Below are 21376 nucleotides of genomic sequence, written 5' to 3'. Positions count from 1 at the left end.
GCTTCTTCGGCATGCTGTTTGTTGGCCTGCCGTATCTGATTGGATCGGGCGAATTCTAGTGTACGCGTACTACCACCACATCGGTGATTACCGGAAAGACACAGCCCACCTGTCGCTGGTGGAGCATGGGATCTACCGGCAGTTGCTCGATACGTACTACCTCGATGAGAGGCCTCTGACGCTCGATCATGCGAAGCTCATGCGATCGCATTCCGTTCGCAGTGCAGATGAAGTGCAGGCATTCGAAAACGTATTGCAGGACTTCTTTGTGCGCACCGAAGAGGGGTATGTGCACAAGCGGTGTGAGAGTGAAATTGCGCAGTTCAAGGCCAAGTCTGACAGTGCATCGAAGTCCGCAAAGGCACGCTGGGCAAAGCATAGAAGCGATGGGAGTGCGGGCGCTATGCGAACGCATACCGAAGGCAATGCTAACCAGCAACCAGTAACCGATAACCATAACCCTTCACCTGCGGTGAAGGGAACGCGCGGATCGCGCTTGCCCAACGACTGGGCCCCTTCAGATGACGACGTTGCTTTCTGCAAAACCGAACGCCCCGATCTCGACTGGAGGCAAGTTGCTGCGGAGTTTCGCGACTACTGGACGGCAAAGAGCGGGAAGGATGCGGCGAAAACGAAATGGGACGCCACGTGGCGGAACTGGGTGAGGCGGCAGAGGGCAGCTTCCGGCCGAAGTCCTCCCAACTTTTTCGATGAGCGCGCAGCAGTGATTGCAGGACTGACCGGAGCAACGAATGAGCACGACGACAGAACCATCGATGTATGAACGCCCTGAGAAGCCAGATTGGCCCCTGAACGCCATTCCGCGTCCGTGGGTCGAGAAGCTTTTCCGGATGATGCTGTCGACCTACGGCGCGAAGTTCGCGGATCTCTGGCGAGGCATCAACCTTGATGACGTGAAGCGATCGTGGGGAATCGAGCTGAACAAGCTTTCTCCGGAGCAGTTAAAGGCGGGCATGGAAAACCTGATGGCACTTCCGAAGGCGCCGAATCTGCCGGAGTTCATCGGGCATTGCCGTGCCGCTCGGGCGGAGCAAGCTGCTGCTGCGGCGCCGAAGCTGGCCGACGAGAAGCGTGCTGACCAAGCCACTGTCGATGCCAACCTGGGTCACATCCGGGCCGCTAGCGCGCGCCTGATGACCAAGGAGCCGACTGCGGAATGGGCTTTCAAGCTCATTATTCGCGGCAAATCGGCCAGCGGTAAGCCGTTGCCTTTCGCTGTCGTTACCTGCGCTACGGACGCGATCACGTCTAGCGCTGGTAAGCGCGTGGGCGATTCATGCGCCGACCCCGAGCTTAAGCGCCAGTATGCCGAGATCCGACAGACCGTCGTTGACGATTATCGGACGCGCGGGAAGCCGCTTTGGGACGTTCGATGAATCGAGTGCTGAAAATGAAGCGCTGCAGAATCTGCGCCCGCGACTTCACGCCGATCTCGAGCATGAGCAAGGTCTGTTCGGTGCCGTGCTCTTTGGAATGGGCGAGGAAGCTATCAGAGAAGAAATGCCTCCAGGAGTCACGAGAAGGGCGCAAAGCGGTCCGCGAGGCACGCAGTAGGGTGAAGACACGTTCCGATCATCTTCGGGAGGCTCAGGCGGCTTTTAACGCTTGGGTCAGAGCAAGGGATGAAGGTCTGCCATGTATTTCATGTGGTAGGCACCACGAAGGCCGCTGGCATGCGGGGCATTACCGCTCGGTCGGATCGGCTCCTGAACTTCGATTTGAGCCGCTGAACGTCCACCTCCAGTGCGCCCCCTGCAACCTGTACCTATCGGGGAACCTGACCGCATACCGCATCAACCTGATCGAGAAAATAGGGCTCGAAAAGGTTCAGTGGCTCGAGACAGCGCATGCACCGTTAAAGCTGACCATCGAGCAGATCGAGCAGATGAAGAAATTCTACCGCGCCGAGGTTCGGCGCATCAAAAAGGAGATGTGAGATGAACAACATGGCCCAAGCTCAATGGCAGGCATCGCTCGGCGCGGCTGGAATCCCTTCAAACGCTCAAATGCAGAAAGAATGGGCGCCCGAGACTATAACGGCAGACACCGTCCGCTCTTTGTTGGAAGCCGCACATCAACACATGGGACTGCTTGAGCAGGAAACGCAGAGGCTCGGGGAATCTCTTTATCCGGTGCGCTCGGCAGTTCCGGCAAATGCCTTTCAAAAGCAGGAGAACTATGACGGCCATCCTGAATGCCTCGAATCCCTCCATGTGTTGATCAGAAAAATCCGTCAGGTAACTGAAAATATTCAGACTCTTACGGCTGAGATTCGTATTTGACGGCCGAGGTTCGGCGGATGAAAAGGGAGACATCATGAGTAAGAAAAGGAAAGCATATCGGCCGCGCCCAGTCAGGCTGAACGCCTGCGCCACTGCGCTTGAGCGGAATCGGGTCATGAAGCAAGCCGTGACGGCGGACTTCACGGACGAGTTGGAGATTGCTGCATTGGCTGCCATCGATGCGGTTGCTCGCGGTCATGGGACGAAGGACCAGTGGGACACGCTGGCCAATTGCCTCAACCACGGCTGGCTGTTGGCAAAGGCTGGGCTCGGTGCTGAGGCACGGGAGACGTTCAATGACGCCCACGAGGCAATGCGCCGGATGGTTCCCGTCTACCACGAGACAAGCGTTCTGGCGTTTCAATCAAAACCCGATCAAGAAAGCGTCGAGTCGGCGATCGCTCTCTGGATCGAGCAATTGAAGATCATCACCATCGGCGAGCTGGCTGGCGCCATGCAGGTCGTTGAAGAGAACTACTGGAAGCATCGGGAGGCATGATGGGCGGTCAAATATGGACAGAGGCGGATGTCGCGAAACTGCGGAGCCTCTTGGAAAGCAACAAGAACTTCGAGCAATGCGCAGCCGAGCTTCCGGGGCGCAGTGCGAAGGCAATCCAGCAATTCGCAATGCGTCATGGCATGGAGAAAGCCGAGCCGTACGAATGGCCCGAAAGGGAAATCGAAATCCTGAAGCGCATCTACGCGTCTCCGAGGGCCATCAAGGAAAGCATGCACCTGTTGCCGGGGCGCAGCTATGTAGCTGCTGCGGCAATGGCCCATAGGCTCGGTTTCCCAGCGAAAGGGAAGCCGTTGAAGGGCAGCACGTCCGTTGTATTCAAGCTCTGCGTCCCCGTCATCCTGGAATTCGGGCCTTTGACGGCCGACGAGCTGGCTATCAAGACTGGTCAGAACGCCCAGACTATCCGCGAAGCCATGCGGCGCAATCACGGGAGAGACTCGAGAATCGGGGGATGGAAGCGCACCACCCCTCATCATTGGGCCGTTCAATGGGCGATCGGCTCGGACCCAGATGTGCCGCGTCCCGAGGCTCTCACTAAATCCGAGCAAAACCGTGCACAAGCGAAGCGGAAGAAGGCACGCAAAGCCAATCCGTTCTTGGTTGCGGCTGGCGAAGTTAAGCCCGTTCTGACGGGCGCAGGGCGCGAGTTCAAGCAGGACATGACTATCCATCTCCACGACGAACTGGAGGCAGCATGAAACACGAGTCGGATCATGCCGCTGTCGGCGGCGACAGCAAGATGGATAAGGGCCGCCTTGAGCGTATCTGGGACGAGGTTCAGGCCATGAACCGGGCAGCGGGCCCGTGGGGAATCTTCGGGAAGCGCAAGGAGGCTTAATGCTGGCGGAAATCGAATTGCGCACACCAATAGCGGGGATCACCATGTACGACGAGATCGACGATGCTCTCTACGCCTGGTACAAATGGGCCGATGGCTATCACGAAGTCCGCGGGCATTCTGGCGCCGATCCGACGTGCCGGGATTTCCGCGCCAGCCGTCAATGGATGGATTACAACGACCTGAACGATTTGGTCGATTACCAGCTCCAGAAGACCAAAGGGGAATTGATTGATCCTCTGATTCAGAAGCTGGGGCTGCGTCATCGGGTCGCCATCAACACCGCAATGCGGAATATGGAATGTGGCGGCAGCGTATGGTCGAGCAACAGGAATCCAGATACGCAGGAGGACGACTATCGAGAAGCCAAGGAATTGCTGCGCCCAAAACTTGCATCTATGGGGCTTGTAAACCGCAAAGAGGTGTAATAGAATCAGAAATTGAAGTGGGCAGAGTCGCGCCCAGAGAAAACCGAACCGAATACCAGAAGTCCGCTAGGCAAGCCGCCAGCGGGCTTTTTGCATTGGAGCCCGTGAAATGGCAAAGCTGAGTTCCGCATCCCGCGACAAGCTGCCGAAAGGCGAGTTCGCGGGCCCTGATCGTTCGTATCCAGTTCCGGACAAGAGTCATGCAGCGAATGCTAAGGCTCGCGCCACTCAAGCCGTGAAGGCTGGTCGCATGTCAGAAGGCGAGAAATCGAAGATCGATGCCAAGGCGAACAAGGTCCTCGGAAAATCGAAGGCTGACCCGAAGAAGGTCGGCGCTCGGCTGGCGACGTACAAAAGCGGGTATTGATCGTGAGCTTTCACCAAGTAATGCATGCAGCTATGCGAGCTAAAGTCTATGAACCGGCGCAGCGCAACAAAGATGGCATGCGCTGGATTCGCCATCGCTTCCCAATCAGGGGCGGCATTTCGGCGCTAGACATCATGCTGCTGAATATGAGCCAGAACAATGCACTGTTCCGCCGCTTGATGGGTGAATAAATGACTGGTCGCCCTTCGTCCTATAGCCAAGAGATCGCAGACCATATCTGCGACGAGTTGGCAGCGGGGAGAAGCCTTCGCGCAATCTGTCGGGAGGATGAAGAGATGCCCGCCGCCTCGACAGTATGTCGATGGTTGGCGCAGATCGATTCCTTTCGCGAACAATACGCGCGCGCGAGGGAGGCTCAGGCGGATGCTCTGTTCGACGAGATCTTGGACATTGCTGATACGCCGCAAGTTGGCCAGAAGAGCGTGAGCAAGGCAGCGGGCCTTGAAATCACTGAAGCTGACATGATCGAGCATCGCCGCCTTCAGGTGGATGCGCGCAAATGGATCGCAGGCAAGTTGGCGCCGAAGAAATATGGCGATAAGGTCGATGTGAACCATGGCGGAGATATTGGCCTAACGGTCAAGATCGTACGGCACGGGGATCCGGATGCCTGAGATCGTCCTGCCGGCGAATGGCTGGATACCACGAAAGCACCAGCGCCGGATTTGGTCGTATCTCGAGAACGGTGGGCGCTATGCATATCAAATCGCGCATCGGCGTTGGGGCAAGGATGATGTGGCGCTGCGATGGACTTCCGTGGCTGCTTTTGAGCGTCCGGGTGCGTATTGGCATTTGCTGCCTGAAGCTGCTCATGCCCGTAAGGCTATTTGGACGGCGGTGAATCCCCACACGGGAATGCGCCGGATCGATGAGGCGTTTCCGGTTGCGCTGCGCAAGACTACGCGCGAGCAGGAAATGTTCATTGAGTTCGTGAACGGCTCGACATGGCAGGTTGGCGGGTCTGATCGTTACAACACGCTTGTCGGCTCGTCGCCCGCTGGCGTGGTCTTCTCCGAGTGGGCACTCGCGAATCCTGCGGCCTGGGCCTATGTCCGTCCGATCCTGCTGGAAAATGGCGGATGGGCGGCCTTTATCACGACGCCGCGGGGCCATAACCATGCGGAACGGATGCTGAAGGCGGCAAGAGAGATGCCCGGTGCATTTGCCGATGTCTCAACGGTGCGAGAAACGGCGATCTTCGCGCCTGAAGCGCTGGAACGTGAGCGCCTATCACTGATCGCTGAGTACGGCCCTGACTTCGGCCAGTCGATCTTCGATCAAGAATATATGTGCAGCTTCGATGCTGCCGTGATGGGGGCGTATTACACCGCTTGGATGGTGCAGGTTCGCGCCGAGAAACGGATTACGGATATTCCGGTCGATCCGAATCTTCCGGTGAACTTTGCCGCAGACCTTGGGCGGACTGACGATACGAGCATCTGGCCGTTTCAGGTGCCATGGCGAGCTGTCCATGTACTCGGCTTCCATTCGAGCCACGGCCATGATGTGGCGTTCTACCTCGACTATATTTGGTCATGGCTTCAGAAGCGGGGCGCGAAGCTCGGCAAGCTCTATCTGCCGCACGATGCTAAGGCCAAGACGCTCGCCAGCATGGGTAAGAGCGTACAGGAGCAGTTCATTGAAGGCGTCGAGAAGGACGGCCGGAAGATTCCCGGTCTCGGCTGGGATCACGTCGAGATCGTGCCTTCGCTGAGCGTTCAGGACGGCATACAGGCGGTTCGGGCAATGTTCCCTCGCGTCTGGTTCGACGCGTCATGCGACAAGGACGATAGCGCGGGCTTCACTGGCATTGACGCGCTATCTCAATACCGCCGCGAATTTGACGACGATCGGAAAGTGTTCCGCGAAATCCCGCTGCACGACTGGTGTTCGAATCCGGCAGACGGATTCCGCTACTTGGCGATCGCAGCGCAAGAGGAAAAGGCATCCAAGCCCCCTCCGCCGCCGCCGAAATACCCGCAAGACCTGACCATCGATCAACTGATCGCCCGCTCGCGTGCGCGCCGGCTGGCAGAGGACGCCTGACATGCAAACTGGCCCGTATAGCATCTACAGTACCGCCGCGGCGATCACGCCCAGCGATACGGCAGCCCAGACCTATCGCGCAATCTATGTTGGCGGGGCAGGGAATGTGGCTGTAAAGACGACTGGCGGGAATACGGTCACGTTCACGGCGCCTCCGGTTGGCACCATTCTGCCCGTCGAGGTTCAGTTAGTTCTCGCCACTGGCACGACTGCCACGCTTCTGATCGGGCTGGCGTAAATGGCTGAACTCGACACCACCGCACTCGCGACGGTCGATACTCCGAAGGACTTCGGCCGCGGTGCCGAGGCGGAATATCGTCGCTGGTCGGTGGAACTCGCCTTGGCGAAGAAGCGCATGAAGGATTGGCGCACGCAGGCGAAAAAAGTCTGGGATATCTATCACGGCAAGAGTGTTCAGCGGAAGAAAAACAGTTTCAATGCCTTGTGGGCGAATACGGAAATCCTCGCGCCCTCGATCTATAACACGCTCCCCACGCCTGACGTGCGGCGGCGTTTTGCGCAGCAGGATCCGCTTGGTAAAACCGTCTCGGAAGTCATGAACCGGTCATTGACGTTCAACGCTGAGACGACCGATTTCGACGCTGAGATCCAGATGGACATTCTGGACATGCTGATCGTCGGCCGCGGCCTCTCGCGCGTGCGGTACGTGCCGGATCTGGTGCAAGTTGGTGATGTGCAGCAAACCGGTATCGAAGCGCAAGAGACGAATCTCGAGCACGAGGCGCAGGAAGGCGAGCAGAACGAGGAACTCGCATGGGAGACGGCGCCGGTCGAGCATGTGAAATGGGATAAGTATTTGTGCGGGCCCGGACGGTCGTTCAAGGAAATCCCATGGTGGGCCTTCGAGCATGATCTGACGCGCGATGAGCTGGTTGACCGGTTCGGCGACGAGATCGGCAATACGATTCCATTGAACGGTGGTCCGGCTGATACGGATGTTGAGCGCGAGCGCATCAACGACGATCAGTCGCTAGCACTGTTCAAGACTGCCAAAGTATGGGAAATCTGGGACAAGGACAGCCGTACGGTGAAATGGCTAGCCGAGGGCTATCCGAATGGCTTGGCGAAGGTCGAAGCGGATCCGCTGAAGCTGCAGCAGTTCTTCCCGTTCCCCAATCCGCTGCGCGCGATCGCAGACTCGGACACATTCGAGCCAACGACGCTGTACGAGCAGTACAAGGAGCAGGCGGAAGAGCTTGATCGCGTCTCGACGCGCATCAACAAGATCATGAGCGGCCTCAAGCTGAGGGCGATCTACGATCCGTCGCTTGGCACGCAGGTTGCAGAGCTGTTCCGCGGGGAAGACAACGATTTAATCCCTGCAGATAGCTCGATCAAGCAGTTGTACGAGGCAGGCGGTATTGCCAGCGCTATCTGGTGGGCGCCGATCGAGCAAGCAGCCAAGGTGCTTGATGTGCTTCGGCAGCAGCGCGAGCAATGCAAGCAGGTCATCTATGAGCTGACCGGCCTCGCGGACATTATGCGCGGGGCTTCTGACCCGTCCGAGACGAAGGGTGCGCAGGATCTCAAGGTCGCATTCGGCATGACGCGCCTTTCGCGCATGCAGCGGGACGTACAGCGATACATCCGTGATCTGTTCGCGCTCCAAGCAGAAATCATGTGCGAACGTTTCCAGATCGACACGCTCAAGCAGATGACGCAGGTTCAATTGCCTACTGACGCTGAGGTGATGAGCCAGATGATGCAGGTTGTTGTGACTGCGAAAATGCAGGGCGCCAACGTCCCGCCTCTGCCGCCGAAGCCCATCACTTGGGAAGACGTGAAAAAGGCCATGTCGGACGACGCCCAACGCACGTTCCGCGTAGACATCGAAACGGATTCGACGATTGCCGCCGCCCAACAAGAAGATGCAAGCGATCTGCAGGCCGTTTTATCGGCAATCGTTGAGCTGGTGAAAGAAGTAGGCCCGATGGTGCAGATAGGCGTATTGCCATTCCCAGCATTCAAGGAACTGCTGCTGATGACGGCGCGCAAATTCCGCATGGGATCAAGCGTCGAGGATGCAATCGACCAGATGCAGCCGCCGAAGCAGGGCCAACCGCCTGTCCAATTGCAGGTGGAGCAGATGCGGCAGGAAGGTAAAAAGCAAGAAATCGCGGCTCAGGTTCAAGCCGATCAGCAGCGCGCGCAAGCAGATGCGCAGGTCGAGTATGCCAAGCAGCATGCTCAAGCATTGCAGGCTCAGCAGGAAAACGCACTCGAAGCGCAGCGCAACCAGTTGCAGGCTCAAAACGAAGCCATGCTCGAACGTATGCGTGTTGAGAGCGATGCCGCACTTGAGCGGATGAAGGCTGAAATGCAGGCGCAAACGCAGCTCATGCTGCAGGCCATGAAGAACCAAAGCGCACTGGAAGTGGCTGAAATCACGACTGGCGCGCAATTGCAGGCGGCTCAGATCAGTGCAGCTAGCGCTGGTTCGGGAGAAGAATGATGCCCCTTTACACATTCCGGTGTCCGCAATGCAAGCGCACCGAAACTGGCTTCCGAAAGATCGCAGATCGCGACCATCTGCCTGTTTGCGAGTGCGCGGGCGAGGATCGCGGCATTTTCCCAATGGCTCGGATCGTGGAAGCGCCCGCAGTCCAGACTGATCTGCCAGGTTATACATCCCCCATCGATGGCCGCTGGATCGAAGGGCGCCGCGCGCGCACTGAAGACCTGAAGCGCAATGGTTGCCGTCCATGGGAAGGCATGGAAACCGAACGGAAAGAGGCGATCAAGCGCGCGGAAGCTGCTGACGCCGAGTTCGGCAAGAAAATCGAGAGCGGAATTGCCGAGGTCTACAACGGCATGAGCACCGATAGCCAACGAGCATTGCAGCAGTTATGAAAACGAACGCACAACAACATACAGCCGCCTTGAGCGGCTTTTTTTACGCCCAAGGAGCCTGAAATGTCGGAAAACGTGACGATCGACGATACCTTGCGAGACACCTACGCGAGCATCATGGGGCGCGGACAAGAGGGGGATTTCGCTCAGGAAACGGAAACTCCGGAGGTTGAGCAGCAAACCACCGAAGAAACTCCGGAGGTTGCGGAAGAAACCACCGAAGTCGAGCCGGAACAACAGGAAGCCGAACAGCAGCAGGAGCCGACGGAGCAAGAGGCCGCAGTTTTCCGGCCGCCATGGAAAAAGGCAGCTTTGGCCGAGTGGGAAAAGCTTCCGGAAATGGCGCGTAAGGAAATCGAGCGGCGCGAGAACGATTTCCACAAGGGCATCGAACAATACAAGGCCGGAGCCCAAGCGGCGCAGGAGTTTGAGCGCGCGGTTCAGCCCTATATGGCGACGATCCAGAGCCTCGGCGTGACGCCGCAGCAGGCAGCTTCGCATCTGATGGGAGTTGACCATCAATTGCGGTATAGCGCCATGCCGCAGAAGGTCGGGGTGCTCCTGCAGATCGCCAATAGCTATGGGATCGATCTGCAGACGCTTGCCAATGGCATCCAAGCCCATGCCGGCGAACAGGTTTGGCAGCAACAAAATCCGGTCGATCCGCGGCTGCACCAACTGCAGCAGCAGGTCGGCCAACTTACTCAACAAATCACCAATACGCAGCAGCAAGCCCAGATGGCCGAAAACTCGGCAATCGAGAGCGACATTGCTGCGTTTGCCGCGGATCCAGATCACGAGCATTTCGGAATTCTTCAGCAAGACATGGCTCTGCTTTTGCAGAACGGTCGCGCGAAGACTCTCGAGGATGCATACGATATGGCTCTTCGGCAGAACCCGCAGACGTACCAGATTTGGCTCGCTCAACAGCAGCAAGAGTGGGACGCACAGCGGAAAGCGAAGGTTGCGAAGGCAAAGCAGGCAGCAGCAAACAACGTTCGGCCCAACGGTCGGGCAAGTGTCGGTCAGCCCTCAAATGCCAACGAAACCATGGAGCAGACGCTCGAGCGCGTGGCGCGCGAGCAAGGCCTCATCAACTGAATTAGGAGCCCATCATGGCATCTCCCGGTCAGTCGAGCCTGTTCAACGCTTTCACCGAACTGGTATCGACCACGTATCGCAATCACAAGAAGACGGTCTCGGACAACGTGTCCAAGCACAACGCCCTCTATCGGCGCATCGCGTCGAAAGGCCGTGTGCGCCTGGAAGACGGCGGTCTGTCGATCGTTTGCCCGCTGGATTACCAAGCGAACTCGACCTATCAGCGCTATAGCGGCTACGATGTGCTGAACATCAACGCCGTTGACGTGCTGACTGCAGCGGAATATCCGTGGCGCCAAGCCGCGGTGAACGTCGCCGCTTCGGGCCTCGAGCTTCGCACGAACTCTGGTGCCCAGCGAATCATCAACTTCACGAAGGCGAAGATCACGAACGCGCAACGCTCGTTTGCCAACGGCCTCTCGTCGGACATCTATTCGGATGGCACGGCTTCGAACCAGATCAACGGTCTGCAAGCCATTGTCGCAGATAGCGGTGTCGGCACGGTCGGCGGCATCAGCGCATCGACATGGGCTTTCTGGCAGAACATCGTCCAGTCGGCTGCGGCTCCGCTTCAAGGCGGCGGCGCAATCACCCCGAGCGCGACCACGATCGAATCGCTGATGCTCCCGCTCTGGATCAAGCTGACGCGTGGCACGGACACGCCGGACATGATCGTCATGTCTGACGACTACTTCGCGTTCTACGAGCAATCGCAGACTTCGCTGAAGCGCTACGCGCCGGAAGACAACGGCCAAGGCGGTATGGTGTCGATGAAGTACAAGAACGCCGATGTCTTCTTCGACAGCTCGGGCGGCATTCCGGGTCAGCACGCGTATTTCCTTAATACGGATTTCCTCGAAATGGTCGTCCATCGCGACGCCAACATGGATATGCCGGAGGAACTGCGCAGCGTGAACCAGGATGCTGTCGTGATGCCGATCCTGTGGCAAGGGAACTTGGTCTGCTCGGCCCGGTTCCTTCAAGGCGTCCTCAAGGCGTAAGGAGAACGACATGACCACCGCAGCAACTCAGTATCCCCTCATCGGCTCGCAGCCGGTGGGGAACTTCTTCACGCCGGACAACATCCAGCGTCATCCGCTCGGCGCGCAAATCTCGTTCGACGATCCCTATTGGGGTGGTGGCGATGCGATGTATCTCGCCATTCCCACTTCGACCGCGCTGAAGGTTGGCGAAGTCGTGGTTTGGGACGGGACGAACAAGATCGTCGATGTTCCGAACACGGCAAACCTCGGTATGCCGGTAGCGCTGGCCCTGAACGCCAACAACTCGGATGCCAACAACGTTCAATATGGCTGGTTCCTGATCTCGGGCCAAGGTGTCGCTCTGTCCACGGCAAGTGTTGCCGCCGCGGCTCAGATCGGCATTGCAGCTGCTGGCAAGCTGGGTGCAGTTTCGGCCGGTAAGCAGATCCTGAATTGCCGCGTCGAAATTGCGGCAACCACGACTGTCGTCAAGGCGAGCACGCAGACTACCAACGGTTCGCCGTTGCTGCGCGTTTCGAACTCTGACGGTTGGTTCGTTGGCGCCGCACTCAGCGGCACGGGCATTCCGGCCTCTACGTCGGTCGGCGCAATCTCGGCTGACGGTCGTACGGTGACGATGGTGCAGACCGGCACGACTACGGCGCAAAACGCAACCGCAACCGGTTCGGTCTCGGTGACTGGCACGTACAACGACGGCACGAACTTCTGGAACGTGCTGGCGATCAACGCGCCGTTCGCACAAGGCCAGATCACGTAATCCCTGCTGTCTCCTTGGGGGTCCTTTGCGGCGCATTCCTTCGGGTCTGCGCCGCGCTTTTTGGAGGGTTGAGAAATGTCGGATGAAGTGAAAGAAGATACAGCGCCGTCCAGCACGGAGCCGGTGCAAGCCGTGGAACAGCCGGGGGAGCAGTCCGCCGTTGCGTCGGATGCGGCCGCGTCATCTCCCGCCGAATCGGCCTCTGTAATGCCTGTCTACACCGACGCTGGATCGTCGCAACCCGTCGCAAGTTCGCCCGTTGAATCGATCAAGTTGACTCCGGAAGAATCGGTGCATTTTGAGAGCGTCATGGCAGATCCGCCGCAGCCAAATGAGGCATTGCAACAGGTATTGGCTAGCGCTTCGCTCACATTCGAACAACGCGTCGAACAGCGATTCTTGCAGGTGGAAGCATTCATCGTGAAGCTTCCGTATTCGATCGCACATGCGCTCCATCAAGGAAGCGGCAGCGTCGAAGAACTGGCCCAACGGGCTATCGCACATCTGTTCGGCAAAGACCAATAACCGATCAATCCAAGGAGAATGTCATGGAAAACCTGATGCTGCAGCAAAAAGGTAGTCGCCCTCACATTCGCTTCGAGACGCGTCCGATCGAAGACCGCGCCGCATCCATTGAAGCGGGCCGGAAGGTCTATGTCGATATCGATTGGGTAATCATCACGCCCCCGGGTGGGAAGGACGTTCGCGAAGACCATGCAGAAGCGTGGCTCGCGAAGATCAAGGCTCAGTCCGAAGTCGGCCAATATGACTTCGAGTGGGTTGACGCCTTCAAGAAAATGTACGCGATGTACAAGGAAGGCAAGGAAATGCCGGAAAACGGCACGCCGTTGCGCATGTGCACGACGCTGTTTTCGCCGGCAGAGATCGCGAACTGCCTCGGCGTCAACATTCGCACGCTCGAGGATCTGGCCGGCGCAACTGAAGAAGCGCTGGGGCGCCTCGGAATGGGCGCTCGTGCGCTGAAAACGCGGGCCCAGACTGCATTGAATACTGGCGAAGGGAAAGAAGCAGCAATGCGCGTCGAGGCTCTCGAAGTCGAGAATACATCGCTGAAAGAACGCGTCGCTGATCTGACTGCGGTCGTCAACGAACTCAAAGATCAGATGGCAACCATGATGCCGCTTGAGCAGCGTCGTGGCCCCGGTCGGCCGCCGAAACAGGAAGGAGCGTAACGTGCAGAAATACCAGAACAATATCATTTTGAGCCCCGGTGGCATCGCGGTCCCGAATGCTAGCGTTCTGGTGACCAACTATCCCAGCGGAACGCCCGCCACTATCTATTCCGATAATGGATCGACGGTGACGGCCAATCCGCTCACGACTGACCAGAATGGCGCATTTGGCTTTTATGCGGCCGATGGTCACTATCAATTGCAGATCAGCGGGAATATCTATGGGAACGCTATCACCCCGGTAACGGTGAATGACGTTTTGCTGGTTGATGTCCTCCCCGCTGATCTCTCCACTTCATTGCCCGCAGGTTCCGGCCAGCTCTGGAACAATGGCGGCGCCATCTCGGTTTCCTGACATGCTCAAACGAATCCTAATTGCGGCCATCATGTGGCCGCTGATGGCGCTCGCCGGTACATATCCTAGTCCCACCTTCCAGAATTTGACGGTTCTCGGGACATTTACGGCTTCAGGGAATGTTGGACTTCCCAGCTTAGCTGCGCAGGCGGCCAATACGGTCGTAGCGAACGTCACGGCTTCGAGTGCGTCCCCGACTGCCGTTGCGCTGCCGAGTTGTAGCGCTACGGGGAGTGCGCTCGGTTATACGAGCGGAACTGGCTTTACGTGCTTCACTGGTTACGCACCACTCGCTTCCCCGACGTTCACTGGCACGCCTGCGGCACCAACTGCCACGACCAATACCAACACGACTCAGATTGCGACGACTGCATTTGTGGAAGGTGAGTTCGCCAATCCGCCATCAGGCGGTTTCGGTAGCACGACACGCCGCCCGGTGTTAGCTACGACGATCAGCGCGAATAGCACTATCACCCCATCTAGTACGGCGGGCATTGTCGGCACGGCGACGAACGACAATGCGAATGCGGGGAGCATAGGGGAGTTTTTATCTTCCACGATTTTAGTTGGATCTGCGGTTTCGTTGACAAATGGTGTCAATGCCAACGTCACTTCACTATCCCTTACTGCAGGAGATTGGGACGTATGGGGTTCTGTGTCGTTTAACCCTGGCGGTACGACCGTAACAAACTATGTATATGGATGGATAAGTACCGTTTCGGCTACGAATCCTACGCCGCCCCAATCAGGGATGACTACGGTATCAACTTCCGGAGCGGCATTTTCGTTAGCCATCCCCCCGCAGAGGTTCAGCATAGCGTCTACGACCACCGTCTATCTTGAGGCCCAATCAGGGTTTAGCACTTCAACCCAGGCTGCATATGGATTCATCTTTGCTAGGAGACGGAGATGAGTTCGTACGTCGAATCACCGGCAACTGTCATTAAAGCGGTCTTCCAGGGACTTTCTTCTCCTGGATCAGTTTCTGTACAAGGGCTGCAAGTAGGCGACGCAATCATCAAGATTATTCCAAATGGATTTGAGCTCGGATTTGAAGAAGTTGTTTCAGTGGCTGGACAAGTTCAGCAGACAACTCTTCTTGATTGGTCGTCCGTTCAGTTCACATTCTATTTGTTGAGGGGCGTCTGATGCCTATCGTCGTCCAAGGCCAAACAGGCTCCGTCTCGTGCCTTTATCTGATTCAAGATGTGGCGCAGCGTCTGAACATTCCGTCTCCTTCGGTCGTCGCCACATCGACCGATCCGGCGATTCTTCAGCTTCTCGCACTTTCAAATAAGGAAGGCGAATGGCTGGCGAATAAGAACTGGCAGGCACTGACTCAGGAAGCGACGTTTACGACTTCGGCGCAGGAGAATCAAGGCTCACTCTCGTTGATCGCGCCGTACATGAAGAACATCATCAATGACACGATGTGGAACCGCGATTTGCGGCGCCCTGTGTTCGGGCCGATGACGGCGCAGCGGTGGGAGCAATTGAAGGCGATGGTGATGCAAGGCCCGTGGAATCAATTCCAGATCCGCGGCGGGAACGTTCTGTTCATACCTATTCCAATGGCTGGTCAGCACATCTGGTTTCAGTACACTTCGCGCAACTGGTGCCAGTCTGCGAGTGGAATGGGGCAAGTCAAGTTTCTGGCCGATACAGATACATTGGTGCTTCGGGATGATCTGTTCAAACTCGGACTCGAATGGCGGTGGCGTAAGGCGAAGGGTCTGGAATACGCTCAGGATTTCGCTGATTACGAAGATTTCATGCAAGACTGTCTCGCAACTGATGGGACGAAGGATGTCATCAATATGGGCGATGTGAAGTACGACATCTATCCGGGGATCTTGGTGCCGTCCGGGAGCTGGTCGTAATGATGCGCCGACCAGTCGTCGCTCCGCGGCGCGGCCAAGCATCGCGGACGGCTAGCGTTTCTGCGCCGATCGGTGGGTGGAATGCACGCGATTCTATTGCTCAGATGCCACCTGAAGATGCGGTTATCTTGACGAACTGGTTTCCCACGCCATCAAATGTAGTCCTGCGCCAAGGCTCCACAGACTGGTCCACCGGCCTCGGGAATCAGGTTAATTCGCTGATGCCATACAACCCGGCCGGTGGGCCTGGAAAGCTATTTGCTGCGGCGGGTGGCTCAGTTTTCGATGTGACTAACAGTGGTGCCGTAGGGGCCGCAGTCATTTCTTCGCTCTCGAGCGACAAATGGAAGTACGCCAACTTCGCGACGAGCGCTGGTCCCTTCCTCGGCATGGTGAATGGTTCCGACGGTTATTACGTCTACAATGGCACGACGTGGCAAAAGGTAACATCCGTTTCAGCGCCAATCTCGATCACTGGCGTTGATCCGACAACGCTTTCAGATATTACGATGTTCGCGCAGCGCCTTTTCTTCATCCAGAAAGGCTCGCTGAACGTCTATTACCTGCCAGTGTCGAGCGTTGGTGGCGCGGTCACGTTATTCCCGATGCAATCGCTTTTCCCGCGTGGCGGACAGCTTGTCGCGATGGGGGTATGGACGGTTGATGGCGGGTACGGAATGCAGGACTACCTTTGCTTCGTGACAAGCGAAGGGGAGATTGCGATCTATCAGGGAACCGACCCGTCTCAACCGACTACTTGGTCAAAGGTTGGCGTCTACCAGGTCGGCAATCCGATGGGGAATCGCTGCTTCATGAAATATGGGGGTGATCTTCTCTATATCGGAAAAGATGGCCTTGGCCCGATCTCGAGACTTCTTGCATCGTCTCGCGTGAATACGCAAGTCGATCTTAGCTACAAGATTCAGAACGCCATTTCTGCCGCTACGTCTGCATATGCGACGAATTTTGGTTGGGATCTCGTCCTGCATCCTGTAGCGAATGCCCTAGTCCTGAACGTTCCCGTCGCGTTGGGTCAGCAACAGCAATATGTGATGAATACGATTACGGGAGCGTGGAGCAATTTCACGGGATGGGCAGCGAACTGCTGGGTTCGCTTCAATGATGCGCTCTACTACGGTGGAAATGGGGCTGTAGTTCATGCATGGACAACGGCAAACGATGACAACGGCAATCAGATTGTCGGCGAATCGTTGCCAGCATTTAGCTATTTCGGGACGAACCAACTGAAAGAATGGACGATGGTTCGTCCAATTTTCCAGTCGAGCGGCACCCCTGCTGTAGTGATGGGGCTGAATATCGATTTCGATACGACGGCACCGACTGCTTCTCCGAGTTTTTCTCCCCAAGCTGGGGCGCTTTGGGATCAAGCGCTTTGGGATCAAGCAACGTGGGGTGGGCAGCAGCAGATGATCAAGAATTGGCAAACGATAGCAGGCATTGGTTATGCTGCAGCTGTGCATATGAAGGTCAGTGCGCTTGATATTCCTGTCGCATGGATCAGCACCGACTATCTGATGATGGACGGGGCCGTTCTCTGATGAAACGCATTGTCTGGAGTGAGCGCGAGCGTGTGCTCGATTTTCTGTCGCCCCGTGTAGATGCAGAGCGTTTTGGCCCAGATGCACAAGGAATCGGCCTCGAGACGGATGGCGAGTTAGTAGCTGCAGTCGTCTTTGAGGGGAAGTCTGGAGCCAACATACTGATGCATGTCGCATCGAATGGCTCTCGGCATTGGATGACGCCGGCCTATATGGCGGCATGTTTTCGCTATCCCTTCGTCCAGTTGGGATGCAATCGAATCACAGGCCTTGTGCGGGCCGACAACATCGACGCGCAGCGTTTCGATGAGCACTTGGGGTTCAAGCGTGAAGGACAACTCCGCGCGGCTTGCACCGATGGAATGGACTTGATCGTCTACGGCATGCTGAAAAGCGAGTGCCGTTTCATCGAAGGCAAATACCATGCGGCACTATTGGCTGACATCCGACGCGCCGGACTTGCCCGCTAACGCGTTCAAGCGCGGGCTCGGCCGGAACCGTCCGGCAACTCTAGAAGGCGGCAAAGGCGGTGATGCGCCGCCGCCCCCCGATCCGTGGCAGACGGCCGCGGCCACGACCTTCACGAACCAACAGTCGGCGGCCTATAACAAGGCGCTGAATCTAAACAACTACACGAATCCGTTTGGTTCGCAGCAATCGACACAGGTCGGCAAAGACCCGAATACCGGCGCCCCGATCTACAATACATCAATCACCGCAAATCCGCAGCTTCAGGGGATGTTGACAGGATTGTTGGGGATGTCTGGGAACGTTGGCGGGATAAATACTAATGCTCTGAGCGGATTGTCTGGCCTTGGGGCACAATACCAGGGATTAAATGATTCTTTATCTGCCCTTCGATCATCGATTAGCCCGCAAGCGGCTCAGCAAGCCCAGCAACAAGGTCAAAACGCGGCATATGCTGCGCAGTCTCAATACCTAGATCCCCAATTTTCGCAATCGAAAACGGCTCTTGACGCCCAGCTCGCGAACCAAGGATTGACGCAAGGTTCAGAGGCATACAACAATGCTCAGAACAACTTTGCTCTCCAGAAGCAACGTGCCTATAGCGATGCAGCGAATCAATCGATTCTGACCGGCTCTCAGATTGGGACGCAGAATCTACAGAATCAGTTGGCGAACCTACAATCTCAGTCCGGGCTACTCGGAATGATGGGCCAGAACCTAGGACAGCAGGCCGGCCTATACGGTCAGCAAGTTGGGATTGGTCAGACTCCATTTTCCAACCTGCAAACGATCGCGCAGATGATCCCTGGTTATTCGGGAACCGGTCAATCCGCAGCCGCGCCGGCCGATATCGCTGGATATATGAACAATGCATACCAAGGACAACTCGCTAACCATAACGCCGATGTTTCAAGCTCAAATGCCACAACGAGTGCTCTCGGTGGTCTGGCAAGCGCCGCAGTTATCGGCGGCATGATGATGTTCTAATGAAAAATTCAGAAAAGCTGTTGAATGTCGTGCGCGATGTAATGGCTCAATGGCCATGCGCCGACTTGAATAATCGGAATGTCTTCCTGAGCAACCTCGTTTTCATGCATCGCATAATCATCGCCAGTGAGCCTTTGCTCGAGGAAGCGATGGCTCATGCCAAAGGCGCATTGCGCGCTTATCTTGCCAATCATCTCGAGGAAGAACGTCGCCATGATGAATGGCTGGCCGAAGATCTTGCTTCGATTGGAATTGATGTCGCAAATTGCCAATTCCCGTCAGAGGCAGTAGCGGCGGCGGGAGCGCAATATTACCTGATCCGGCATGTTGATCCGTGTGCGTTGCTCGGCTATATGGCCGTTCTTGAATGCTTCCCGATGCCGACGGATCGGCTAGAGAAACTCGAAGAAGTTCACGGCAAACAGCTTTGCCGGACCCTTCGGCACCATGCTGAACATGATGTTAGTCATGCTGCTGATCTCTTGGCGCAAGTCGATTTGCTCAATGATCGACAGTTCGCGCTCGTAGCACAAAACGCAGTCCAAACGGCCATCTACATAGGATCGGCCATTTCCAAGTTCGAGGTGCAATGATGGCCGGAGCAAGCCCGTTTGTGCTGCCTCAGTTCCAAGGCAGCCTCTATGATCTGCAGCGGCAGCAAGCGCTTGCCAATGCCCTAATGGAACGATCGCTGACGCCGCAGCAAGTTGCGCCCGGAGCTGCAGTAGGCCCGTACCAAGTGCAGGCCCGCATGTCGCCCTTGGTGCCGATTTCGCAGCTCGGACAAGCTCTTTTGTCCGCGAAAATGGGCAGTCAGGCGGGGCAAGGTCTCAATGATCTCGGACAGCAACAATGGGGCGCGTTGACAAGCATGCTCGGGGGGGGGGCTGGCATGCAATCCCCACAGCTCAACCCCGGTTCCGCAGACGCAAGCGGGGCCGGGGCTAACGCCGTTGCTGGGAATGTTGGGGGGGATGGGAGTACAGCCGCAAATGCAGGCGGACCAGCCGTCACTGGCAACGCTTCTGGGGTTGGCGGGGGCAATGGCGGGGTAGGTTCGTCACCGCTTAATCCGCTCGGCATGAATCCCGGCATGGCTGCGATGATGATGATGCAGTCGCCTGACAAGTATTGGGAGAGTCAGGCTGCAGCGTACAAGCCCGCGGATATCGTTCAGCAGATTCGCGCAGCCGGGATCGATCCAGCTAGTCCCCTTGGGCGTCAGATTGCGCAGAACATGCTGGCAAAGACGACTGCTCCCGACTATGCATCTTTCCGCCCGGGCGGTTATGCGCTCAACAAGACAACTGGCCAGATGGAACAGTTGCCTAACGTTCCGGAAGGATTCACTGCTCAACGCGGCGAGAATGGTCAATGGCAGATTGTTCCTGTGCAAGGCTCGCTCCGGGCGATGAGCGATTCTGCAGCAGCAAAAGCTGGTGGCGCAGCGCAATATGAACTCAAGGAAGTTTGGGATCCTAGCGCGAATGGCGGTCAAGGCGGCTACGTTCAGCAGAGCGTTTCCAATGTCGCGAATGCTGCGAATGGTGGGGGCATGCGGGGAGTTCCGAATAGCAGTCTGGCAGGGATTTTCGCTCAGCAAGAAACGAGCGGGGGAAAGACCGATCCGAACAATCCGTTTCAGATTCAGCGTCCGACGTTCGATCGTTTCGCGCAACCAGGCGAATCATGGAATAACGTTGCAGACCGCAACGCAGTTGCGCAGCGGATGCTCACGAAATTCAATCAAGATTATGGCGGCGATCTCGGTCGTATTGCTACAGCATATTTCTCTGGCGAGGGGAATGTTGCGCCGGCTGGCAGCCCGACTCCTTTCCTGCGTAATGTGTCCGATCGAAATGGGAAGTCCGTTGCTTCGTATGTGGGTGACATTCTAGGACGCGCAGGCGGTGGATCACCACAATCCGGCCCAATGGCTTCGCAACCTCAGGCAGGTTACACGAAAGGCCAAGAGGACCTGCAGGGCGATCTGACTAAGAAGTGGGGTTCGCTGAACGAGGCGAATTCTCAAGCACAGAACACGATTTCGTACCTGCAAAACATCCACGATCTGGCGTCTAAGGCAGCTCTAGGTCAGCAGTCGGACAAACTGAATTACATCAATGGATTGTTGTCGTTGGCTGGAAGCGAGAAAGCGACCAATATGGTCACCGCAAACAATTTGCTCGACAAGTACAGCAATCAGATCGTCGCTCGTCTCGGCACAGGTGGCCTTGGTACTGATTCTGCTCGAGCGATTCTGCAGTCGGCATATCCGAATGCCCACATGACGAAGGGCGCCATTGATGAGGCCGTGCAAAATCTCGTGGGTGCCAGTCAGATGACGCAGGCAAAAGCGCGTCTGTTGCAGGGCGATTACAATTCGCGCAATCCGCAAGCGTACAACCAGAAGGAAATGGTATTCGACCAAAACGCGGATCCGCGCATCTGGCAATACAAAAACATCTCAGACCCGAATGCCCGGAAAGCCTTCGCAAAAGAAGTGCTGCAGCAAGATCCTAATTTCGGTGCAAAGATCAAAGCTCTAGAGAGCATTGGAGCGCTGTAATGGCAAGCCTAGCCGATCAGTTCGCAGCAGATGCTGGTACAGCTAGCGGGAAAGGTGCCTCTCTTTCGGCGCAATTTGCCGCTGACGCAACAGCCGCCCCTGCTCCTGC

The 21376-nt window shown here is 56.8% G+C and carries 28 protein-coding genes; all 28 read left to right on the top strand.

Annotated features, from left to right (window positions below; genetic code table 11):
- Positions 1 to 58 precede the first annotated feature (58 nt).
- The 28 genes from BT264_RS16595 (at position 59) to BT264_RS38265 (ending at position 21267) form a co-directional block, all read left to right on the top strand.
- Positions 59 to 784 (top strand): YdaU family protein, encoded by a 726-nt coding sequence (locus BT264_RS16595; RefSeq protein WP_072438863.1) that lies wholly within the window; start codon positions 59 to 61, stop codon positions 782 to 784.
- Positions 753 to 1397 carry a hypothetical protein gene (locus BT264_RS16590; RefSeq protein WP_072438861.1) on the top strand — a complete coding sequence of 215 codons (645 nt, stop codon included), beginning with the start codon at positions 753 to 755 and terminating at the stop codon, positions 1395 to 1397. The genes BT264_RS16595 and BT264_RS16590 overlap by 32 nt, the downstream gene beginning before the upstream one ends.
- Positions 1394 to 1957, top strand: coding sequence for a recombination protein NinG (locus BT264_RS16585; protein WP_072438858.1), 564 nt, complete (start codon positions 1394 to 1396; stop codon positions 1955 to 1957). The genes BT264_RS16590 and BT264_RS16585 overlap by 4 nt, the downstream gene beginning before the upstream one ends.
- Position 1958: 1 nt before the next feature.
- The gene (locus BT264_RS38295; RefSeq protein ID WP_143155729.1) at positions 1959 to 2303 is read left to right on the top strand and encodes a hypothetical protein; all 345 of its coding nucleotides are present in this window, start codon (positions 1959 to 1961) and stop codon (positions 2301 to 2303) included.
- Between the two features lie 115 nt (positions 2304 to 2418).
- Complete coding sequence (locus BT264_RS16575) at positions 2419 to 2802, top strand: hypothetical protein (protein WP_072438854.1); 384 nt, start codon at positions 2419 to 2421, stop codon at positions 2800 to 2802.
- Between the two features lie 50 nt (positions 2803 to 2852).
- On the top strand, positions 2853 to 3521 hold the full coding sequence (locus BT264_RS16570; protein ID WP_143155728.1) for a hypothetical protein: 669 nt from the start codon (positions 2853 to 2855) through the stop codon (positions 3519 to 3521).
- A complete protein-coding gene (locus tag BT264_RS39215) occupies positions 3518 to 3661 on the top strand; it encodes a hypothetical protein (protein WP_177318377.1) in 144 nt (47 codons plus the stop codon). The genes BT264_RS16570 and BT264_RS39215 overlap by 4 nt, the downstream gene beginning before the upstream one ends.
- Entirely contained in the window at positions 3661 to 4089 is a 429-nt protein-coding gene (locus BT264_RS16565) for a hypothetical protein (protein WP_072438850.1), read from the top strand. Before BT264_RS39215 ends, BT264_RS16565 begins: the two co-directional genes overlap by 1 nt.
- A gap of 109 nt (positions 4090 to 4198) precedes the next feature.
- Complete coding sequence (locus BT264_RS16560) at positions 4199 to 4456, top strand: hypothetical protein (protein WP_072438848.1); 258 nt, start codon at positions 4199 to 4201, stop codon at positions 4454 to 4456.
- Between the two features lie 2 nt (positions 4457 to 4458).
- Positions 4459 to 4647, top strand: coding sequence for a hypothetical protein (locus BT264_RS38290; protein WP_143155727.1), 189 nt, complete (start codon positions 4459 to 4461; stop codon positions 4645 to 4647).
- Complete coding sequence (locus BT264_RS16555) at positions 4648 to 5091, top strand: terminase small subunit-like protein (RefSeq protein WP_072438846.1); 444 nt, start codon at positions 4648 to 4650, stop codon at positions 5089 to 5091.
- Positions 5084 to 6523: a hypothetical protein gene (locus tag BT264_RS16550; RefSeq protein ID WP_072438844.1), complete on the top strand. Its 1440-nt coding sequence runs from the start codon at positions 5084 to 5086 to the stop codon at positions 6521 to 6523. Before BT264_RS16555 ends, BT264_RS16550 begins: the two co-directional genes overlap by 8 nt.
- A 1-nt stretch (position 6524) precedes the next feature.
- Positions 6525 to 6761 carry a spike base protein, RCAP_Rcc01079 family gene (locus BT264_RS16545; protein WP_072439089.1) on the top strand — a complete coding sequence of 79 codons (237 nt, stop codon included), beginning with the start codon at positions 6525 to 6527 and terminating at the stop codon, positions 6759 to 6761.
- Positions 6762 to 8996, top strand: coding sequence for a hypothetical protein (locus BT264_RS16540; RefSeq protein WP_072438843.1), 2235 nt, complete (start codon positions 6762 to 6764; stop codon positions 8994 to 8996). It begins immediately after the preceding gene.
- Positions 8993 to 9394 carry an FmdB family zinc ribbon protein gene (locus tag BT264_RS16535; protein ID WP_143155726.1) on the top strand — a complete coding sequence of 134 codons (402 nt, stop codon included), beginning with the start codon at positions 8993 to 8995 and terminating at the stop codon, positions 9392 to 9394. The genes BT264_RS16540 and BT264_RS16535 overlap by 4 nt, the downstream gene beginning before the upstream one ends.
- 63 nt (positions 9395 to 9457) lie before the next feature.
- Positions 9458 to 10495: a hypothetical protein gene (locus tag BT264_RS16530; protein ID WP_072438839.1), complete on the top strand. Its 1038-nt coding sequence runs from the start codon at positions 9458 to 9460 to the stop codon at positions 10493 to 10495.
- A gap of 14 nt (positions 10496 to 10509) precedes the next feature.
- Positions 10510 to 11496 (top strand): phage major capsid protein, encoded by a 987-nt coding sequence (locus BT264_RS16525; RefSeq protein ID WP_072438836.1) that lies wholly within the window; start codon positions 10510 to 10512, stop codon positions 11494 to 11496.
- Between the two features lie 10 nt (positions 11497 to 11506).
- Positions 11507 to 12256 (top strand): hypothetical protein, encoded by a 750-nt coding sequence (locus BT264_RS16520; protein ID WP_072438834.1) that lies wholly within the window; start codon positions 11507 to 11509, stop codon positions 12254 to 12256.
- A gap of 75 nt (positions 12257 to 12331) precedes the next feature.
- The gene (locus BT264_RS38285) at positions 12332 to 12781 is read left to right on the top strand and encodes a hypothetical protein (RefSeq protein ID WP_143155725.1); all 450 of its coding nucleotides are present in this window, start codon (positions 12332 to 12334) and stop codon (positions 12779 to 12781) included.
- A 23-nt stretch (positions 12782 to 12804) separates the two neighbouring features.
- Positions 12805 to 13449 (top strand): coiled-coil domain-containing protein, encoded by a 645-nt coding sequence (locus BT264_RS16515; RefSeq protein WP_072438832.1) that lies wholly within the window; start codon positions 12805 to 12807, stop codon positions 13447 to 13449.
- Between the two features lies 1 nt (position 13450).
- Positions 13451 to 13804 carry a hypothetical protein gene (locus BT264_RS16510; protein WP_072438829.1) on the top strand — a complete coding sequence of 118 codons (354 nt, stop codon included), beginning with the start codon at positions 13451 to 13453 and terminating at the stop codon, positions 13802 to 13804.
- A 909-nt stretch (positions 13805 to 14713) separates the two neighbouring features.
- On the top strand, positions 14714 to 14953 hold the full coding sequence (locus tag BT264_RS38280; protein WP_143155724.1) for a hypothetical protein: 240 nt from the start codon (positions 14714 to 14716) through the stop codon (positions 14951 to 14953).
- Entirely contained in the window at positions 14953 to 15684 is a 732-nt protein-coding gene (locus BT264_RS16500) for a hypothetical protein (protein ID WP_072438825.1), read from the top strand. Before BT264_RS38280 ends, BT264_RS16500 begins: the two co-directional genes overlap by 1 nt.
- The gene (locus BT264_RS16495) at positions 15684 to 17243 is read left to right on the top strand and encodes a hypothetical protein (protein WP_143155723.1); all 1560 of its coding nucleotides are present in this window, start codon (positions 15684 to 15686) and stop codon (positions 17241 to 17243) included. Before BT264_RS16500 ends, BT264_RS16495 begins: the two co-directional genes overlap by 1 nt.
- On the top strand, positions 17243 to 17713 hold the full coding sequence (locus BT264_RS16490) for a GNAT family N-acetyltransferase (protein WP_072438821.1): 471 nt from the start codon (positions 17243 to 17245) through the stop codon (positions 17711 to 17713). Before BT264_RS16495 ends, BT264_RS16490 begins: the two co-directional genes overlap by 1 nt.
- A complete protein-coding gene (locus BT264_RS38275) occupies positions 17667 to 18698 on the top strand; it encodes a tail fiber domain-containing protein (RefSeq protein WP_143155722.1) in 1032 nt (343 codons plus the stop codon). Before BT264_RS16490 ends, BT264_RS38275 begins: the two co-directional genes overlap by 47 nt.
- Entirely contained in the window at positions 18698 to 19291 is a 594-nt protein-coding gene (locus tag BT264_RS38270) for an iron-containing redox enzyme family protein (RefSeq protein WP_072438819.1), read from the top strand. The genes BT264_RS38275 and BT264_RS38270 overlap by 1 nt, the downstream gene beginning before the upstream one ends.
- Positions 19288 to 21267, top strand: coding sequence for a hypothetical protein (locus BT264_RS38265; protein WP_072438817.1), 1980 nt, complete (start codon positions 19288 to 19290; stop codon positions 21265 to 21267). Before BT264_RS38270 ends, BT264_RS38265 begins: the two co-directional genes overlap by 4 nt.
- Positions 21268 to 21376 lie beyond the last annotated feature (109 nt).

The sequence above is a fragment of the Burkholderia sp. NFPP32 genome, assembly GCF_900119325.1.
GTDB classification, from domain to species: Bacteria; Pseudomonadota; Gammaproteobacteria; order Burkholderiales; family Burkholderiaceae; genus Burkholderia; species Burkholderia pyrrocinia_C.
Note: the sequence above shows the minus strand (reverse complement) of the source record. Positions and strands in the feature narration are given on the sequence as shown.

What these genes read in the sequence shown, in the direction of transcription:
- BT264_RS16550 (WP_072438844.1), top strand. Translation starts at nt 5,084, where the DNA reads ATGCCTGAGATCGTCCTGCCGGCGAATGGCTGGATACCACGAAAGCAC.
- BT264_RS16535 (WP_143155726.1), top strand. Translation starts at nt 8,993, where the DNA reads ATGATGCCCCTTTACACATTCCGGTGTCCGCAATGCAAGCGCACCGAA.
- BT264_RS16555 (WP_072438846.1), top strand. Translation starts at nt 4,648, where the DNA reads ATGACTGGTCGCCCTTCGTCCTATAGCCAAGAGATCGCAGACCATATC.
- BT264_RS38270 (WP_072438819.1), top strand. Translation starts at nt 18,698, where the DNA reads ATGAAAAATTCAGAAAAGCTGTTGAATGTCGTGCGCGATGTAATGGCT.
- BT264_RS16540 (WP_072438843.1), top strand. Translation starts at nt 6,762, where the DNA reads ATGGCTGAACTCGACACCACCGCACTCGCGACGGTCGATACTCCGAAG.
- BT264_RS16495 (WP_143155723.1), top strand. Translation starts at nt 15,684, where the DNA reads ATGATGCGCCGACCAGTCGTCGCTCCGCGGCGCGGCCAAGCATCGCGG.
- BT264_RS16515 (WP_072438832.1), top strand. Translation starts at nt 12,805, where the DNA reads ATGGAAAACCTGATGCTGCAGCAAAAAGGTAGTCGCCCTCACATTCGC.
- BT264_RS16500 (WP_072438825.1), top strand. Translation starts at nt 14,953, where the DNA reads ATGCCTATCGTCGTCCAAGGCCAAACAGGCTCCGTCTCGTGCCTTTAT.
- BT264_RS38295 (WP_143155729.1), top strand. Translation starts at nt 1,959, where the DNA reads ATGAACAACATGGCCCAAGCTCAATGGCAGGCATCGCTCGGCGCGGCT.
- BT264_RS16520 (WP_072438834.1), top strand. Translation starts at nt 11,507, where the DNA reads ATGACCACCGCAGCAACTCAGTATCCCCTCATCGGCTCGCAGCCGGTG.
- BT264_RS16530 (WP_072438839.1), top strand. Translation starts at nt 9,458, where the DNA reads ATGTCGGAAAACGTGACGATCGACGATACCTTGCGAGACACCTACGCG.
- BT264_RS16560 (WP_072438848.1), top strand. Translation starts at nt 4,199, where the DNA reads ATGGCAAAGCTGAGTTCCGCATCCCGCGACAAGCTGCCGAAAGGCGAG.
- BT264_RS16490 (WP_072438821.1), top strand. Translation starts at nt 17,243, where the DNA reads ATGAAACGCATTGTCTGGAGTGAGCGCGAGCGTGTGCTCGATTTTCTG.
- BT264_RS38275 (WP_143155722.1), top strand. Translation starts at nt 17,667, where the DNA reads ATGCGGCACTATTGGCTGACATCCGACGCGCCGGACTTGCCCGCTAAC.
- BT264_RS39215 (WP_177318377.1), top strand. Translation starts at nt 3,518, where the DNA reads ATGAAACACGAGTCGGATCATGCCGCTGTCGGCGGCGACAGCAAGATG.
- BT264_RS16585 (WP_072438858.1), top strand. Translation starts at nt 1,394, where the DNA reads ATGAATCGAGTGCTGAAAATGAAGCGCTGCAGAATCTGCGCCCGCGAC.
- BT264_RS38280 (WP_143155724.1), top strand. Translation starts at nt 14,714, where the DNA reads ATGAGTTCGTACGTCGAATCACCGGCAACTGTCATTAAAGCGGTCTTC.
- BT264_RS16525 (WP_072438836.1), top strand. Translation starts at nt 10,510, where the DNA reads ATGGCATCTCCCGGTCAGTCGAGCCTGTTCAACGCTTTCACCGAACTG.
- BT264_RS38285 (WP_143155725.1), top strand. Translation starts at nt 12,332, where the DNA reads ATGTCGGATGAAGTGAAAGAAGATACAGCGCCGTCCAGCACGGAGCCG.
- BT264_RS38265 (WP_072438817.1), top strand. Translation starts at nt 19,288, where the DNA reads ATGATGGCCGGAGCAAGCCCGTTTGTGCTGCCTCAGTTCCAAGGCAGC.
- BT264_RS16575 (WP_072438854.1), top strand. Translation starts at nt 2,419, where the DNA reads ATGAAGCAAGCCGTGACGGCGGACTTCACGGACGAGTTGGAGATTGCT.
- BT264_RS16565 (WP_072438850.1), top strand. Translation starts at nt 3,661, where the DNA reads ATGCTGGCGGAAATCGAATTGCGCACACCAATAGCGGGGATCACCATG.
- BT264_RS16590 (WP_072438861.1), top strand. Translation starts at nt 753, where the DNA reads ATGAGCACGACGACAGAACCATCGATGTATGAACGCCCTGAGAAGCCA.
- BT264_RS16545 (WP_072439089.1), top strand. Translation starts at nt 6,525, where the DNA reads ATGCAAACTGGCCCGTATAGCATCTACAGTACCGCCGCGGCGATCACG.